This window comes from Rubinisphaera italica, assembly GCF_007859715.1.
Taxonomy (GTDB): Bacteria; Planctomycetota; Planctomycetia; order Planctomycetales; family Planctomycetaceae; genus Rubinisphaera; species Rubinisphaera italica.
On sequence record NZ_SJPG01000001.1, the window covers coordinates 1,697,754 to 1,715,986 of the forward strand.

At 48.1% G+C, this 18,233-nt stretch carries 12 protein-coding genes; 2 read left to right on the forward strand and 10 right to left on the reverse strand.

Translation table 11 applies throughout. The features are described 5' to 3' along the window. Window positions 1-259 precede the first annotated feature (259 nt). The 6 genes from Pan54_RS06255 to Pan54_RS06280 all read right to left on the reverse strand — a co-directional run bounded on the left by Pan54_RS06255 (window position 260) and on the right by Pan54_RS06280 (window position 11,140). Window positions 260-1,225: a magnesium transporter CorA family protein gene (locus Pan54_RS06255; protein ID WP_146502686.1), complete on the reverse strand. Its 966-nt coding sequence runs from the start codon at window positions 1,223-1,225 to the stop codon at window positions 260-262. Between the two features lie 207 nt (window positions 1,226-1,432). Next, window positions 1,433-2,929, reverse strand: a complete 1,497-nt coding sequence (locus Pan54_RS06260) for a DUF1501 domain-containing protein (RefSeq protein WP_242631239.1) — start codon at window positions 2,927-2,929, stop codon at window positions 1,433-1,435. After that, entirely contained in the window at window positions 2,919-6,017 is a 3,099-nt protein-coding gene (locus tag Pan54_RS06265; protein ID WP_146502688.1) for a PSD1 and planctomycete cytochrome C domain-containing protein, read from the reverse strand. Before Pan54_RS06265 ends, Pan54_RS06260 begins: the two co-directional genes overlap by 11 nt. A gap of 107 nt (window positions 6,018-6,124) precedes the next feature. After that, entirely contained in the window at window positions 6,125-7,573 is a 1,449-nt protein-coding gene (locus Pan54_RS06270; RefSeq protein ID WP_146502689.1) for a DUF1501 domain-containing protein, read from the reverse strand. Between the two features lie 66 nt (window positions 7,574-7,639). Further along, window positions 7,640-10,708: a PSD1 and planctomycete cytochrome C domain-containing protein gene (locus tag Pan54_RS06275; protein WP_146502690.1), complete on the reverse strand. Its 3,069-nt coding sequence runs from the start codon at window positions 10,706-10,708 to the stop codon at window positions 7,640-7,642. 213 nt (window positions 10,709-10,921) lie between these two features. Further along, complete coding sequence (locus tag Pan54_RS06280; protein WP_146502691.1) at window positions 10,922-11,140, reverse strand: SIS domain-containing protein; 219 nt, start codon at window positions 11,138-11,140, stop codon at window positions 10,922-10,924. A gap of 765 nt (window positions 11,141-11,905) precedes the next feature. On the opposite strand from Pan54_RS06280, the gene Pan54_RS06285 reads away from it, so the two are divergent. Continuing rightward, entirely contained in the window at window positions 11,906-12,820 is a 915-nt protein-coding gene (locus tag Pan54_RS06285) for a DUF1559 domain-containing protein (protein ID WP_146502692.1), read from the forward strand. Window positions 12,821-12,925: 105 nt separating this feature from the next. Here Pan54_RS06285 and Pan54_RS06290 read toward each other — a convergent pair whose 3' ends face one another. From Pan54_RS06290 to Pan54_RS06305, 4 genes are all read right to left on the reverse strand, one after another. Next, window positions 12,926-14,308, reverse strand: a complete 1,383-nt coding sequence (locus Pan54_RS06290) for a tetratricopeptide repeat protein (RefSeq protein WP_146502693.1) — start codon at window positions 14,306-14,308, stop codon at window positions 12,926-12,928. Window positions 14,309-14,428: 120 nt separating this feature from the next. Then, a complete protein-coding gene (locus Pan54_RS06295) occupies window positions 14,429-15,382 on the reverse strand; it encodes a DUF1559 domain-containing protein (protein ID WP_146502694.1) in 954 nt (317 codons plus the stop codon). A gap of 60 nt (window positions 15,383-15,442) precedes the next feature. Continuing rightward, on the reverse strand, window positions 15,443-15,874 hold the full coding sequence (locus Pan54_RS06300) for a hypothetical protein (RefSeq protein ID WP_146502695.1): 432 nt from the start codon (window positions 15,872-15,874) through the stop codon (window positions 15,443-15,445). Between the two features lie 160 nt (window positions 15,875-16,034). After that, window positions 16,035-17,330 (reverse strand): FG-GAP repeat domain-containing protein, encoded by a 1,296-nt coding sequence (locus Pan54_RS06305; protein ID WP_146502696.1) that lies wholly within the window; start codon window positions 17,328-17,330, stop codon window positions 16,035-16,037. Between the two features lie 569 nt (window positions 17,331-17,899). Here Pan54_RS06305 and Pan54_RS06310 point away from each other — a divergent pair. Continuing rightward, window positions 17,900-18,121 carry a hypothetical protein gene (locus Pan54_RS06310; RefSeq protein WP_146502697.1) on the forward strand — a complete coding sequence of 74 codons (222 nt, stop codon included), beginning with the start codon at window positions 17,900-17,902 and terminating at the stop codon, window positions 18,119-18,121. Window positions 18,122-18,233 lie beyond the last annotated feature (112 nt).

Below are 18,233 nucleotides of genomic sequence, written 5' to 3' on the forward strand. Positions count from 1 at the left end.
TTCAGTCCGTTAAGAGTAATGGTTGGCTCCGAGCTTTAAACGTCACTGATCAAGCAACCTGGCTGAAGTGGTTGAGAGTCGCTTCCTCATTGGACTCGCACTCATTTACATCTGGTTGTCTGAGCCCAAGGATCTTCGGCAGCTTCGATTCACCATAAACTGTCGGTCCGGCCTCACTATCGGTGTGATTGCTGCGTGTAGGACCGTAGAAATTTACTCAGTTGGCAAACCGATCAAAAATTGTGAAGACCTGGACGGGTTACTCAAACCAGCCCCGGATATAAAAAAATATTGCAGTGAAAAGAGCGGTCGCCAGCATGATTGCGATGACAATGAGATATCCTGATTTCACTCCCATCCCCGGCAGGTCATCGAAGTTCATGCCATAAATCCCTGAGATCAGCGTTAATGGTAGAAACACAGCAGAAATAATCGTCAGAAACTGCAGACGACTATCCACACGATTCTGTACGACGGATTCATAATCACGTTGTAAACTGTCCACTCGAGCCGCCGCTCCGGCGATGATTTGACCTGAAACCTTTGATAACTGCAGCATATCGCCAAAGAATCTGGACTGCTCACTGAAGCGAAATGCAGCCGATTCGATGGTTTGCAAGACCGCTGCACAATAGGCATGGTCGTCATGCACCGAATCGTGGTGACTGATCCTTCTACGCAATGTGGAAATCTTCTCAGGATCGAGGGAATCGAGATTCTCATGGGAAGCCTGATCCATCAGTTCAGCTTCTTGACGCACTTGTAGAACTGCATCCACGTTCTGCTTGCCAATTTCAACCAGTAAATAGTAGAGCAGGGCAGATGAGTTGTTCGCATAGAGAGGAACATCACCATCCAGATCCCGGATGACATCCTCAATGGTATGCAGCTTGTCATGGTGAATTGTAATGATTGTCGTTTGTAAACAGAGGAAAGAAACATAAGGTTTCTCAGGTTCGTCCCAACCCAGGTGAGTGGGGACTTCCATATACATCGCAGTTGCCTGGGACAGCATTCGTGTCGTACGTTCCGTCTGCAGGCAGGCCTTAAGAACTTCCGGGCGTAATTTCAGAGGAGTGAGTAAAGCCTCAAGTTCCTGAGGTTTGGGGGCTTCAATATCGATCCAGCGATTGATTTCATCCTCCTGCCAGGAAGCGGAGAGTTTGGTCTCTGCTAACGTAACCAGCGTTGAGTTATCACTAATCCCAAACACACGAAATTGCATAATAATGCGTTCCTGACATCAACAAATCTGTAAGTTTCTTTTGTCGTGCAATTTTACCCTTGTCAACTGCAGGGGTCACTTCGTTAGAGCATTTTCAAAAATGAACTGCAGCGTAAGGCAGGAGCAAACTCAGTGTTTTAAGCCATTTGATGTCCATGCGACTGCAGAAACCATTTGAAAATGGGCTAGACCAGAGGCTGGCAGCGGCTAAGAAATAATTGGCTGAATAACTTCGCCACCGACGTCGGTTAAGCGGAAGCGACGGCCATTGTATTTGTAGGTCAGGCGAGTGTGGTTGATACCCAGCAGATGCAGGATCGTGGCGTGCAGGTCGTTAATGTGAACCTTGTCAACGGCTGCCTTGTAACCGATGTCGTCTGATTCGCCATAGGTTGTGCCTCCCTTGATGCCGCCACCGGCCATCCAGGCGGTAAAACAATGTGGATTGTGGTCTCTTCCAGGTTTAGCGGCCTTCTGAGCTACAGGCAGTCGACCGAATTCACCGCACCAAACGACAAGCGTGTCCTTCAAGAGGCCTCGCTGATCGAGATCCGAAAGCAGACCGGCGACAGGTGTGTCCGTTTCTCCGGCGAACTGGCTGTGGTTGCCGTGAATATCGTTATGGCCGTCCCACGATCGCTGGTTTTCCATGCCGCCGGAATAAATCTGCACCATGCGCACGCCCCGTTCGACCATTCGTCGAGCTGTCAGGCATTGTCGAGCAAAATGGTTACACTTTTCGTCGCCGATTCCGTACAGATCCTGAATGTGCTTGGGTTCCGAATCAATATCCAGCGCTTCGGGAGCTGACGACTGCATTCGGTAGGCTAGTTCGAAGCTTTCAATTCTGGCGGCAAGTTCGGCTTCGGCCAAGTGTTGTTCCTTATGCAGATTGTTCAGGCGATTCAGCAAATCCAATTGATTTCTTTGAGCGTTCTCGATGTCCTGAACTGGCAGCAGATTTTCAATTGCAGCTCCGGTTGGACTCAGATGCGTGCCCTGAAATACTCCCGGAAGAAATCCGGAACTCCAGTTAGAAGCGTGCCCCTTGGGGAGCCCTCGGCCTTTGGGATCACTCATCACCACAAAGCCAGGCAGGTCGCTGCTCTCACTACCCAATCCATACGTCACCCACGAACCGACACAAGGAAAACCCATTCGCGGCAATCCGCAATTCATCGCGAACAACGCAGGCGAATGGTTGTTAGATTCCGTATGACCAGAATGAATGAAGGCCATCTTGTCGACGTGTTCGCCCAGCTTTGGAAAGATCTCTGAAACCATCTTGCCGGACTCACCGCGTGGAGTGAATGCGAATGGAGACTTCATCAAGTTGCCGACGGCGTTCTTAAAGAAGCCGGTGGTGTTCGTAAATTCTGGAGCGAATTCCTTGATAGACTTGTCATTCCAGCGTTCGAGTTCCGGTTTGTAGTCCCACGTATCCACGTGACTGGGGCCGCCGTTAACGAAGATCCAGATCACTCGTTTAGCCTTTGCCGCAAAATGTGTTTCCTGCGGTGCCAACGGATTCAGAGCACGACTGCCAAGGTCTTCGGCTGAGGCCGATGACAATAGACCCTGATCTTGTAGCAGACCGGCCAGTCCCAGCATGCCGAATCCACAGCCTGCTTTGGTCAGCACGTGGCGACGACTGAGCAGGTTGGACTGAAAGTCGTATGTGGATTGTTCAAGATTAGTCGACATAGATAAACTCATTCATGCTGAACAATGTTTGGCAAAGATCTGTGAGGGCAGTGTAGGCCGCTTGGGGATTTTCAGCCTGTTGATAAACATCGGTTTGTTGCTTCAGGAATGCTTCTGCTAACTGTGCTTCCTGCTCGGTGGGCTGGCGGCCGAATGCACGCTGATATGCATCCGTAATTGGGGCATCGGTACTCAGTTGCGCAGCGAATGCTTGGGCATAGTTTCGTCCCTGAGGACTGTTCATGAACATCAACGCTTGTGGAGCGATCGTAGTCGTCGATCGTTGTCCGATGCTAACCAGGTGTTCTGGCCAATCGAACAACATCATCATTGGAATCAGCTTACTGCGTTTGATAAAGAAGTAGATGCTACGCCGTTTCATGTCAGCGTTTAACGTGCCGGGGCCATACATCGTTGGATCAAGCTGTCCGGCGACGACCAACATGGAATCTCGAATGGCTTCTGCTTCAAGGCGGCGAGGCGTTCGTCGCCAGAGCAGTTTGTTGTCTGGATCGATCTTGTTACGCTCGGGATGAAATGCTGATGACTGACGATAAACGCTGCTGAGCATGATCAGCTTATGCAGCCGCTTTAGCTTCCAGCCGTTTTCGATCAGGTCAGCGGCCAACCAGTCGAGAAGCTCAGGGTGTGTTGGCCGTTCTCCCTGAAAACCGAAATCATTGGGAGTTGACACAATTCCCTGGCCGAAATGATGCTGCCAGATTCGATTCACGATGACTCGAGCAGCAAGCTGCCCTGAAACGTTGTTTGGATCTGTTAACCATGTGGCCAGTTTTGCTCGGGTAAATTCCGTGGTCGCGTTTTCTGGCTTCGCCACCGCCCATCGTGAGTCATCTGCTCCGTCGGCATTCAGCACCTGCAGTAGTCCACTCGTAACGACTTCCTGCTTCTGATGGACGTCACCGCGAGACAGCAGGTGCGTTGTTTCATAATAGTGCGGGTAGCCGCGACCGTTCGCGTGATGACTGAGTTTGGGAACGTTCTCGCTGTTGATCTGTACTTTCGTAAGTTTCACACCCGCGCCCTTGGCTTTGTGGTCGGCGAGCGATTTGTTGAGAGCTTTCCATGTTGATTGAGTTGACTTGAACCAGGCGAATGCGGCTTTGAGTTGTTCTGGATCTTGTGAACCATACTTCACGGCACGAACAGCAGCGAGTGTCGCCGCGTCCGGCCCAGTTCCACCAACAACGACGGGTGGTTCGGCTATGGTTGTAACGGAGAGTCGAAGTCGCCCGAGCACGTGTTTGGGGTTCGGATGGTCGAACTTCATTACGATCTTCAATTGTCCCGATTCCGATGGCAGCAAGGGCTGGGCAAATGTGAAAACTGCCGCGTTATCCTTACCGATGCCACCCGCGTCGACCGCCCATCCAGATGTCGTATTATCGTCGATGGAAGCCGCTACCGAGAGTTCACCAGTGTTTTGCTCATGTGTCGCCTGGGTGGCGGACAGCTTGATTTCGTTCGAGATCACGGTCTTCGTCTGAAGTTCCGACTTTTCCTCCGATTTCGGCTCTCCGATATTAGTGACTTCATACGCAACGGTCAGATTGCTCAATACGAAGTTGCCGTTGCCAGCAAGTCCGGGACCTTTACGGGGAAGAGAATCATCAGTTAATGCCTCGATTCTCATCGCCGTGAGATTCCGTTGCGGAACTTTCGCATAGAATGTGATGGTGTTCTGGTTAGGTGTTTCCCCGGTTGCCAGGATGGAACTGTCCGGCTGAATCTCATAGTTGCCTTTGGATTCGATGTGACTGGGAGTAAGCACGATCCAGTCTTCTGTCGGGAGTTCGTCACCCAATTGGATCCAGGTATCGAACTCCGCCTGCAACGGACCGGCTTCGTAGTCATTGAGTGCCGTGATCAGTTCTTGCGTCTTTTCTGCAAAGACGCGACGTCTTGCTTCGTTCGCTTCGGGTTCTAGATCAAGCTCGACTTCACTGCGAATCGTCTTGGTAAACGTGGCTGCCAAACGATAGTAATCTCGAGAAGGAATGGGATCGAATTTGTGGTCGTGACATCGAGCACACCCCACCGACAATCCCAGAAATGCAACACCGGTTGTTGCCGTCATGTCATCCAGTTCGTCATAGCGAGTCGATTCGAATTCTGCTTCGGTCAGCTGAGTAGGGAAGACGCCAGCGCCCAGAAATCCGGTTGCCATTTTTGCCAACGGATCATTTGGAGCAAATTCATCACCCGCCAGCTGCCACTTGACGAACTGATCGTATGGCATGTCGTCATTGAATGCCTTGATCAAAAAGTCGCGGTAGTGATATGCGTTAGGGCGGTCATAATCCTGTTCATAACCGTAGGATTCCGCAAACCGAGCCACGTCCATCCAGTGTCGCGCCCAGCGTTCGCCGTATTGAGGTGACGCCAGCAATTCGTCTATCATATTTTCCCAGACGGCATCGTTCAGAGTTGCTTGATCGGATATACTCTTCGGCGGCAGACCAATCAGCCCATAGGATGCACGCCGGAATAATGTCCTCGCGTCGGCGTCCGGATTGGCAGTCATATTCTTGTCTTCCAAAGCCGAAAGAATGAACCGATCGATTTCCGTTCGGCACCATGCTTCATTATTGACCTTGGGCGGCTGCGGTTTTATTAATGGCTGAAACGACCAGAACTTACGGTCCTCATCGGTAACAACCATCGGGCCTTGTGGTTTTGAAGTCGTGTCCGTCAGTGGCGAATCATAGGGTGCTCCCAGATCGATCCATTCGCCGATGCGTTTGATTACGTCGTCCTTAAGCTTAGGTTTTTTGAATGGCATCGCTGGTTCTTCTGTATGACGAATCAGCTCCATCAGATAACTCTCATCTGAGGATTCCCCAACGAAGCCACTATCCATCAGCGTTTCTCGCGTTGTCAGATCGAAGTTGCCCTTCGTGGATTTGCCCCCGTGGCAATCCAGGCAATGATGAATCAGATCAGTTCTGACGTGAGATTGGAAGAGCTTCAAACCTTCAGCGTTCGGTAATTGTGTTTCATCGCTGTACGCGACCGGCAAGTTCAAAACATAAAACAAACACAGCATCGCAAGAAACGATAGATCCATTCCGATGTTTGTTTGCCGGCAATTTTCAGAGTTGCGAAACACGCTTTATTCCCAACATATGCAAGTACGAAATGTTGTCAAAGTCAATAAGACATAGACGACAAAAGTTAAGACAAGATCTCACGGACTACCTTGCCGTGAACATCCGTTAGACGGAAGTCACGCCCCTGAAAGCGGTATGTGAGATCCTCGTGATTGATTCCCAGGCATTGCAGCAACGTTGCGTGAAAGTCGTGAACGTGCACGGGATTTTCGGCGATATTGTAACAGTAGTCATCCGTCTGGCCGTAACTGATTCCTGGTTTGATTCCTCCACCGGCCATCCAGATTGAGAAACATCGAGGATGATGGTCTCGACCGAATGTGTTGGGATTGCCTTGAGAATAAACAGTGCGGCCAAATTCACCTGCCCAAATGACAAGCGTTTCGTCAAGCATACCGCGTTGTTTTAAATCCTGAATCAGTCCAGCTGAGCCCTGGTCGGTTTCCTTCGCAAGCGTCGGCAGATATTTCTGCACGTTACTGTGATGATCCCAGCCGCGATGAAAAACCTGAATGAAACGCACACCACGTTCTGCAAGTCGCCGTGCTAACAGACAATTGGCGGCATGCGAACCGGGCTGCTTTGCGTCCTCTCCGTATAGATCGAACGTGCTGGCAGGTTCGTCGGAAGTGTCTGCCAGTTCGGGCACGGATGTCTGCATGCGATAGGCCATTTCGTATTGAGCGATCCTGGACGAAATTTCCGGATCACCAATGGCCTCTTCGTGCATGCGATTCAGTTTTTCAAGCCGGTCGAGCATCGTGCGGCGGTCAGAATTGGAACGGCCAGTGGGATCATTCAGATACAATACCGGATCACCCTGGCTGCGAAACTTCACCCCTTGATATTTCGATGGAAGAAAACCGCTGCCCCACAGACGATCGTAAAGCGGTTGAGCCTGATGAAACGTGTTCTTGGTGAGCAACACCACAAATGAAGGCAGATCCTGAGTTTCGCTGCCAAGACCGTAGCTCAGCCACGCTCCTATGCTTGGCCGACCCGGTTGTTGGTTTCCGGATTGAAAGAACGTGATCGCCGGATCATGATTAATCGCTTCTGTGTGCATCGAACGAATCACACAGATGTCGTCGACAACATTCGACATGTGCGGTAATAGCTCGCTGAGCCACGTTCCCGACTGTCCATGCTGTTGAAACTTCCAAGGCGATTTGACAACGGTGAAGTTCTTTTGTCCGGCTGTCATGCCGGTCAGTCGTTGCCCCTGCCGAATGCTGTCCGGCAATTCTGTGCGATCGAGTTTGTTAAGTGACGGTTTGTAGTCGAACAGATCAACCTGCGACGGCGCTCCCGATTGTAACAGATAAATCACCCGCTTTGCTTTCGGTGCGAACTGAGACAGCTGACTGACGACATCCGGTACCGGATTCGCATGGGCCGGCAAGGATTCATTCATCAAAGACGCCAGCGCGGCGACACCAATACCGGTGCAACTGCGACCGAAGAAGTGTCGCCGAGTTTGTAGGAGTTGAGATTCCAGAATTGGGTTGTTCACGTGTTGTATTCCTGTTCTTTGCAGTTAGTTGGCGTCTGTCGAGGAATGAAAGGTGCCCATCAGCCGTTACTCTTTTGTAATCGCTTCGTCCAGATTCAAATACAATCTTGCAATCGTGGCGAACGCAGCCAACTGCGATTGATCCAGTGTGGAATCGAATTCCGATTCCCCCACCTGCAATATCTTTAATGCCGTCTGCGGTGAGGCGGCCATTTTACGTCGTTCAGACTCAAACGCTTCCATAATCGCCTCCATCTCAAGCTCCGTCGGTTTGCGTGCTGTGACCAGCCTGAATCCAAACGTCAGCTTATCTTCCAGTCGCAATGCATCGTACTTCATCATTCTTTCACCAAGATGCCGGGCAGCCTCGACGAATTGCACACTATTTAATAGAACAAGCGCTTGTGATGGCGTATTCGTTCGCGAACGACGAATGGTGCAGAACTCACGTTCGGGGGCATCCAGAATCTTCAGCATCGGCGAAGGAACGGTTCGCTTCCAGAATGTGTAAACGCTGCGACGGTAGAGGTCGTCGCCACTGCCCTGCGGATATTCTTTGGAATAACCCGGACGATTATTCAGCTCCATCCAAAGCCCGGCAGGCTGATACGGATAGACGCTTTTTCCGCCCAGCTGATTCACCATCAATCCACTTGCCAACAGTGCTGCATCGCGAATTTCCTCACCATCAAGTCTCATGCGGGGGCCTCTTGCAAGCCATTGATTTTCTGGATCGGCCTGGTATGCGGTCGCTCCAACTCGCGATGTCTGTCGATACGTTGCCGACGTCATCATTAAACGTTGAATGTGTTTTACGTCCCAGCCGCTACGGATGAATTCGGTCGCCAGCCAATCCAGTAATTCCGGATGACTTGGCAGAGATCCCTGGACACCAAAGTCTTCTGAGGTTTTTACGAGTCCAATTCCGAACAGACGTTGCCAGTAACGATTCACTGCAACGCGGGCCGTCAGCGGATGCTCAGGGGCCACCAACCATTCGGCAAATCCCAACCGATTGGCAGCAGCACTCTTTGGCATCGATGGGAACACGGCGGGAATACCTGCCGAGACTTCGTCTGTCGGTTCGTTGTATTGACCTCGATGTAGCACATGGGTTTTGCGAGGCTGAGGCATGTCCTGCATGATCATCGTTGCAGGGAACGCGCTGGCCAGTTGCTGTTCGATTTCCTTGACACGCTGTTTGAGATCACTTTGAGGATCGTGATGTGCAATGAAGTAGTCTCGCAGCTTAGCAATGTCGTCTGCAGAGCGAGCCAATTTGTCTGTGGCTGCGATAAGACGAATTTCAGCTGGTATTCCCTTAAGACGGAGATCTCTTTCCTGATCGGTCGTGACGGATAGACGTGCCCGACCGATACCGTGAGTCGCGAATCCGGCTTCATGCCGCAGGCGAAATCGCAACATGGTCCCTCCAGAAAATCCGAACGGCTTTTCTGCAACAAAGATCGCTGTTGCGGGTTCCTTCCGAGTCGGGCCGTCAACCGCCCAGCCATCGTTGTTGGCAACTGTGCCGTTGATTGCCTTGGCAACTTCGTAGTTTATCTGTTCGTAGTCCGAGATAGCTCGTGCAATTTTCACAGTCTGAATCTTCGAATTATCAACTACCGAAACTGCTGTTAATTCAAACTCGCTGAGCACAAAGTTCGAATTGGAGTGTCGCCCGGGACCGTTGTTGGGGAGCGAATCATGAGTTAATGCTTCCAGACGAATTGCCGTGATATCAACGGCATCGGTCCGGGAGCTAATGTCATAGATGTCCTGCCGCGGATTCGCACCGCCCGCCAGAACGGAATGATCCTCAAGTGGCGTGAGCGTCGAACCGCCTGATGACTTTAGAGTTTCCGGGATGAGAACCTTCCAGCCGCCAACAGGTGACTTTGCGATTTGCTCCGTCCATGTATCGAGGTAGGAATCAAGATCGACAGGGGTATCCAGTTCAGCTTGCAATTCGAGAAGCTTTGATTCTAATTCTTGCTGTCGATTACTTGCCAGCGGCGATGGAATTGTCTCGCTGGGAGTGAAGCCTCGCATGCCTCTTTCCGGCACCTGATTGAAGAACGAATACAGCTGATAGAACTCATGCTGAGAAATCGGATCGTACTTGTGGTCATGACACCGAGCGCATCCGACGGTCAACCCCATCCAGACTCCACCGGTGGTAATCACTCGATCCATCACATATTCCGTGCGGTATTCTTCATCGATAATCCCGCCTTCAATGGTGATGCCATGATTCCGATTGAAGCCCGTTGCCAGGCGTTGTTGAGCTGTCGCATTTGGAAGCAGATCACCCGCCAGTTGCTCAATCGTGAATTGATCAAACGGCATGTTGCGATTGTAGGCGTCGATGACCCAATCGCGCCAGACCCATTGTTCACGTTCGGTGTCATACTGGTAACCGTTGGTGTCGGCATATCGAGCCAGATCCAGCCAGTGCCGAGCCATGTGTTCGCCGTATGCCGGCGACTGCAGATATCGATCGAGCATTTGCTCATAGGCTTGATCTGATTGGTCTGCCAGGTATTCATCGACTTCGTCAATAGTTGGGGGCAAACCTGTCAGGTCGAACGCCACTCGTCGAATCAGCGTTTCTCGAGTCGCTTCGGAGGCTGGCTTCAATTGCCTATCGAGCAATCTCGCAAAGACAAAGTGATCAATTTCATTCCGCGGCCAATCACTGCCTCCAGTTGTTGGTACGACTGGTTCTGTGACTGGTTTAAACGCCCAGTGAGTCTGGTACTCTGCGCCGTTTTTGATCCACGTTTTCAATAATTCGATTTGCTTCTGATCAAGTGCCTTCGGACCATCAGCAGGCGGCATTCGTACATCTGGATCTGGCGAAGTGACACGACGAATGATTTCACTGGCGCTAAAATCGCCTGGCACAATCGCTTGCTCGCCAGAATCGCCTTCAGCTATGGCAGTATCGCGCTGATCTAATCGCAGGCCACCTTCACGTGTCGCCGAGTCCGGCCCGTGGCAAGTGAAACAGTGATTCGAGATGATCGGGAGAATGTCTTTTTGATAATCAACAACATTCTCAGCAAAGACGTTTGCGCTGATTAGCACTCCGTAGACGGCGATACAAATCAGTAGAAATCGCATGTCAAACATTTTGAAAATATTCCTTTGGAAGGGCTGTTCTGCGTTCGGGGCATCAACTTCAGTCAGCGATGAAATTTTGGTTCAAAGTTCACATGGTGTGTATGCAATTCCTCTTACTAAACCCCATTTTCCAAATGATGCGCGAAATCATTTCTTCAAAAAAGCACAGAGTCTACAATGAAAAACACTATTGCTGTTGGTATAAATATCAGGAATGCCAGTTTAATAAATGACATCCGTCAAACTACCAATCGTCGAATCTGGCTTTGCTGTCAGCAAGACAATCGTTGCGACAAACGCCCCTGCACGCTTTGCAAAAGCATTCAACTGATTGGGCTCTTCTGAACTAGAAATCACAACCAGTAAATCTCCTGTGTTTATCGCAGTCGCATCGATCTCTACGTCAAAGCTGATGTCGTAGCTACCATGTCTTAACCGCATAGCCAAGATGTTTTCAACATGTTTCGACCACCCAACATCCCCAGTAAATAATAATACGGTTCGCGTTGTCCAGCAACACAGTCAACTGATCCGCCTACAACGCGTTGGTCGCGCCCAAGCCTTTGATATCGATGAAAGAGTTGCCTGGAATGGGAATTGTGATTTTCCTGTTACTGGGAAATCACACTCACTCTTTCTTAAAAAAGCAACACCATGCACTCTCTCGGTATCGATCAACATGCACGACAATTGACCATTTCGTGCAACGTCTAAAAACAAATCGAGTTCTGTGTTGTCAGAGGTGCGAGGATCTGGTCGTGATCGAGAATTAAGAATATGGAGTTTTATGAAGGAGCACGGATTTAGAAAGGGCAGGGTACTGAGGTTCAGTGCCGATTTCCTAGGCACTATAAATGATGAAATTACCAGTCACGACTAAAATATTATACTCTAGTCATGCTGGGCACTCGGACAGAAAAAATCAGAGTGTCATAAAAAACAGCAGTGCAGGCAGTTAAAGTTTGAAGCAACCATTGGATTCCAGAATTATTTTTTAAGATTAAATGTTCTTCACTTCTTGTATATTTTATTTGATCTGATTAGTATGTATTCATACTTGGATTCTTTGAGTTGTTAACATAGCTACATTTATTCCGCGCAAATTCATGCGTGATTTTCTCATTTTTACCACTGCCTTAGTATCCCTTGGCCTTCTCTCATTTTTGAGCCCAGGTTACTCATTCTTTTCTTATTACGAGGTATTTTATGTGCACAGTTTCTGTTCGTCGCGGATTTACCCTAATTGAACTGCTTGTGGTCATTGCAATCATTGCCATACTGGTTGCTTTACTGCTTCCTGCAGTCCAGCAGGCCCGTGAAGCAGCCCGTCGAAGTGCCTGCAAAAATAATATGAAGCAAATTGGCCTGGCCCTGCACAACTATCACGACACCCACAGTGTGTTTCCTCCAGGTTCGATCCATGGCCGCACACAGTTGAGTATGCATGTATTTATCCTTCCGTTTATCGAACAATCTGCTTTGTACGACACCTTCAACTTTGAAAGTGCTTCCGGCATAGGGGCAAGCAGCTCGACCGCTTCTAAGACAAAAGTGGACACTTACATGTGTCCGAGTGGAACGATTCTTGTCCAATCAGGAACAAGTGATTACACGATGCACTATTACGGTAACGGGGGGCCGAAAAACTTTGACGGTCAAACTCCAACTTACACTTGTTCTGGACACAGTAGTAACAATGAGTGCCTGACCACAACACTGGCTGCTCATGGTGGATATTCTCAACAGGGGCTTTTTTCCCGTAACAGCAAAGTGAAATTCCGCGATGTTGTTGACGGAACCTCGAACACAATCGCTGTGATGGAGATTTCGCTTACTCGCACAGGCACTGGAACGGCAGCCTCACATTATCGTCTCTGGACTCGTGGATCTAACGGCACCGCTTCCGCATCCTTTAAAAACGTGCTGCATTCACCCAATTCGACTACCTACACCAGTGGTAACAATTTCAACGACGTATCCATGGGAAGTAACCACAAGGGGGGCTGTCAGGTGGTTCTGGCTGACGGATCCGTAAAGTTTGTCTCTGAAAATGTCGATATGAATTCGCTGCGAGCCACTGCCAGCCGCGATAGCGGAGAAGTAAACACGATCGAATTCTAATTTCAGTTCATCGGCCTGACAAATTGACCAACTTTGGGTTCAATACGAACCCAAAGTTTTTTTTTCAGTGCTAATTGTCACGACATTCTGGATCACAGATCACATTCATTGTGCCGGTGGGATCTGAGGTAGGTGTTGCAACTGTAACCTTGCCCTGCCGTGATACGGGTTAATTTGTAAGCATTTTTCATATTTGAGCTTGGCTGCGGAAAACTGTTTTTTTAAGCGATCCAACTCAGCCTGATAAAACCAACATCTGGCCGAATTAGAATTGAGTTTCGACGAGATTTTAAGCATCTCTCCGGCTGTTACCAGATCGTTATTTCGAAAAGCGGTCAATCCTGTATCAAGGGCAGCATCGGCTAATGCCTGTTCTCTTTTTGTATTTTGTTCCGTTTCGGCATACAAACTCGCCAACTTCTGGTACACAATATTGTTGGGTGTCATCGAGACGGATTTATTCCAGCATTGAATTGCTTGATCAGAATCTCCAGTCAGATCAAATAAATCTCCCCGAAGCTCCCAGATTTCAGCATCTACGATTTCATAGTTCTCGATTTGATTCAGGTGATGTTTTAAAACCTCAGCGTTTTTCGCATCCGCTGCAGCTCGCGCAGATTCTTTCAGAAGCACAAGCGTGTAGGGGGAGAGATAATCTTTTTGACTGTCTTGAAGCTCCTGTAATACAGTTAGCTTTTGTGCTGGAGGTAATTTCTCTGAAATCGTCTGATATTCATACCAGTGCCGGTTGAATCCAAAATTCTGATTTCTTTCCGTCAAAAAGTCGGTGTTGAAATTGACTGGAATTAGTAATTCAGCCCGTTCAATCATGTCGGCTGCATGCAATGCCTGTGCTTGATCCGCATTCTCAATCAATGCTTCCCTTTTGACTTGCTGGAACAATAACGATTGAGGTAACTTTCTGAGAAATTGATTAATGAGTGGGAGCGCCTGCTCACCCCGGTCAGACTTTACCAGCAACTTATTGAACATCAGCTTTGCGGGGATGAAATCATAATTTTCGTAAAACAGTTGTTCGGCAGTTTGCGGTTCTTCGATTCGCAAATGATTCCGTGCGATTGCATACAAAATCAGTTGACGTGTTTCTCCAGACGTTTTAGAAACCAATTGTTGATACAATTTGTTGCTCTCAGCAATTCGCCCGGTACGATCCAGGCAGAAAGCCACCCCCTGAGCCGCGGTCAGATTAGCGGAATCTCTTTTTACTGCCTCGCGAAATGCGAGCTCTCCTTGAATATAAAAGCCTTTGCCGATCAGAGCTTCTGCCAGTTTCTGCCATTCACTGCTGCTGTTGATAAGCTGTACCTGTTTGGATAAATCATTCAGCTCATTCCAGCTAAATGGATCCGTTTGAGATCGTTCTGGAATCTGAGGGCCGATCTGCCGGTTTCTCGTCGTGAATGCGTATGCTCCAAAGAGTAACTCCGCAGCAACTATCAAGAGCAATAAACGACATGCGAAAATCATAATCGTAGAATTTCATCTGACTGGATTAAATGCGGTGAAGTGATACTCTTGATGAAAAGTAGACACAAAAAAAGCCACTCATACAAGACGAGTAGCTTTGTCGCATTTCAAATAAGCGTCTTAAAATTCACCAAGGACATTCCCATCACTCATGTGACCGAGATTTTGCCAAGTGGCAAGATCAATGTTTTCCGAAACAAAGCGAACCCCTCCGTCACCGAGAAGGATTTGAACTCCCCCTTTATGTTGACTGCGAGCTCCCAGGACAGCAGGCCCTCCTGTACTACTACGGCATTCCGTGATTTTGGAATTTGGTCCAATGATTGTACCGAAAGACCAGTTAGGCATGGCATTGGCATAAAACCATGAGTAGGCTCGATCCTTAGTTACAGACCCTGTACCATCACAAACCAATGCCGGAGCCGTTCCAGTTGCGTTTGCACCAAGCGCTTCTGAACCAACAAGGCATTCTGCAATAATCATTGTGTTGGATGTTCCGTCCGTAATGTCTCTCATCAGGGTTTTACTGTTTTGATACATAACAGTAAAACCATTATTTTGGAATACCGTTCCTCCAGCACCATAGCTTCCTGACGTTCCAGTACAGGCAACATAGTTAGTAGGAGCATATGTTGTTTGTCCTGTCTTACCACGATTTCCTGGATCACTTGGGCAGCGATAAGCAGCAACTTCTGTCCCTCGGACAACTGTGTTGTTAGGTCCGGAATTTCCAGTATAAATCTCCCAATCGATCATGTCATAAAGTGCAGACTGTTCCATGAATCCCAGAATACGAGCCTGCCAACCGATCATGCTGGTCGACCAATGGCTAATTCCATTAGCTGTCGGTGTTCGAATACTTGCAGGCGGAAATGTATTGAAGGTGTCGTGGTAGTTGTGTAGTGCTAAGCCCAATTGTTTCATGTTGTTTTTGCAAGAACTGCGTCGGGCTGCCTCACGAGCCTGTTGAACGGCTGGCAACAGTAATGCCACAAGGATGGCAATGATTGCGATAACCACCAGAAGTTCAATCAATGTGAATCCCAGTATTTTCTGTTTTTGCTCGCTCTGCATAAGTCGCTCCAAAAGAATGATCGTCGGAAAAAGAGTTAACTTCAGACTAAAGTTGATAGATTATTTTGTGCTCAACTCAAAATTGTGTTCTGTGTCTTCAGGCGTAACGTTGACCGATAACGTGGTTTCGGAATTGTATTTCGCCGGAAGATATTGCTCGACTTTATCGATTTCTTCTCCATCGGCCATCTCTTTGCCGACAACTTTAGTGGCAGAAATCAGCACAGCATTTTCACCAACCACTGCACCTTTATCAGAAGGTAATTCGTACTGACCAGCATTGATCGTCGCTTCTGTCATTTGTCCGCGTAAGGGTTGACCGCTCGCATCTTTACCAGGACGAAATTGGATAATGCCTTTTTCCAGAGGCGATCCATCCAATGTGACAGTGCCCTTAAATGCAGCAGTTTCGATGGTTTCTACATCTCCTCCGCCACAACCTGCAATTACGAGAAGACACGCAATGGGAATCAACTTGGAAAGCAATTTCACGAAAGCCTCAATGATCGAATTGATTTGATGTATAATTATTCAGAATGAATGAATTTTCAGAATTTTTAAGTATTATCACTTTGCATTATTAATGCAAATAGATTTCAACAATAAAACTTATTGGTGTGTAAATACTTCTCGTGCATGTTCAAAAAGATACTTAGTGGTTACCTGTTCCCGTCCAGGCTGTAATTCGCCCAATTCTCTCAAACGGTTTCCTTAAATTCAGGCTCCCCGTGACGATATCTTTAATTCCATCGCCATTAATATCTCCAGTCGCCACTGTCACTAGATGAATTGGCTCACTATCTATCTGCCATGATGTGAAATTCTGGAGACCATCATTCTCCAACCAGATCAGGCTGGCATGTTCTGCTGCGTACCAATCGTTGGTCATACTGACGAGTACAACGTCTTTGTCGCCATCATCATCCAGGTCAGCCACAGATGCAGCGTATGTTCCGCCCAGGTCAGAGATCCGATGCATCTGAAATTTCCAGTTTCCCTGATTCTCCAGCCATAGACAGCCATGGTAAGGCTGTGGGTAAGCTTCAGTATCTTCCAGATTATCACCGACTGGTAAAATTAAATCCATATCCCCGTCATTATCCAGGTCGGACTGAACCAGACCAGCACTTCCCAAGTCCAGATTCACTGTTCGCCAAATCCTGTGAGAGCGAAAATTCCCATCACCAGTATTTTCAAAGGTCCATAATTCTTCCTCATCTTGCGAGACAATAGCTGCAATGTCGAGATCACCATCGTTATCGTAGTCGGCAACTGGGACATGGATCGTGCCCGGTGCACTATGGAGTTGATGATCGAGAAAAACTTCATCGCCCATATTTTCCAACCACAAAATCTCTCCCCGTGCATATCCAAAAACTGCAACTACAAGATCCAAATCGCCATCGGAATCGAAATCGGCGGCTTGAACGTCTGCGACCCTTCGCACATCATCCAGCAGCACTCTCTTTTTATAGCCTGTGTCCGTTTGCTCATAATATTCGACTCGGCCAATCACATTGTCATCTGGCAAAATATTACCGAGTACAGAAACGATCACATCATTGCGTCCGTCTTGGTTAAGATCGATAATTGTTGCATGAGCGGGGGCTGAAATATTGTCGATTAATATCTGTTCTATAAACTCACCGGAATTGGATTGACTGATTTTCGTCACACAACTTTTTGTGACATCGCAAGCGATAATATCATTCTTGCCATCCCCGTCGAAATCAACCACTTGTACATGAGAAATGATCGGCAGTCCGACGGGACTTTCTCCGAGAACATGACGATCAAATGGCAGTAGGGTGGTATGATAACTTTTGCCGCCAGTAAATAATTCTTCGGGACTTCCTGACATTGGTACCAACGGCAGTAAATGCCAAATTAGTAGGGGAATCAGAAATGACAAACCCAGCAGGCAAATCAGCTGAAGTTTTTTTGACATGCTCACCCTGTATATTTGCTAAAAAAATAGAATCATTGAACGTCAAATTCAATTTTATCAAGAAGGAATGTTATAAATGAAAAATGATTCTACGTCAGTTCTCCATCATATTGAACTGATCGATGACTTCTTCGATTCGTTCGAATGAGCCTGCAGTAAGTCGATTAACTCCAATTTTCAGAGCGATTGAAGTTGCCGAATCAACGCCAACCAGACATTCCTGATGGGATCGAATTAATACACTTCTATTAACAGGATATTAACAAGGGATCGTGATTGAAGGTACGGTAACGAGTTTCGATATTCAAACAGGTTTGGAATTTCCCTGGATGGCCGGATAAAGATTCCCGACGATTCTTCAGCTTTTGAGTCCTGTGGAAAAAGTAATGAAACACGTCTATGTATTTTGCATTCTGTTCGTTTCCAGCCGTGGGGACGAGCAATGATTTGTCCCAACCGATCTTTTCTCAATGGTCCTTTGATATCGATGAAAGAGTTGCCTGGAATGGGAATTGAGATTTTCCTATCGCTGGGGAATTACACGCACTCATTCTTGCAGGAGGACCACCATGCTCTTTATCGGTATCAATCAGCATGCACGACATCTTACAGACTTCCTGAGAGACCAGCAGGGCGATGCCCTGCTCGCTCGTCAGGTCTCCACACGGCCAGACAAGATTTTGCAATTCTTCGACCAACTCATCCAGCGTAGTGCTCAGCTCTATGATCCTCAGCGTATTGGATTAACGACGCCTCTCCGAATTACCGTTGAGCACTCGAGTCTATTGTAAATCCCCTTATTTCATGACTTCCAGAATCAGTCCGCATACGAGTCGTTACTAAGAGTGTGTTGTACGTCACCAGCATCCATATTAATAAATCTTTTCGTGTGATCATTACGCT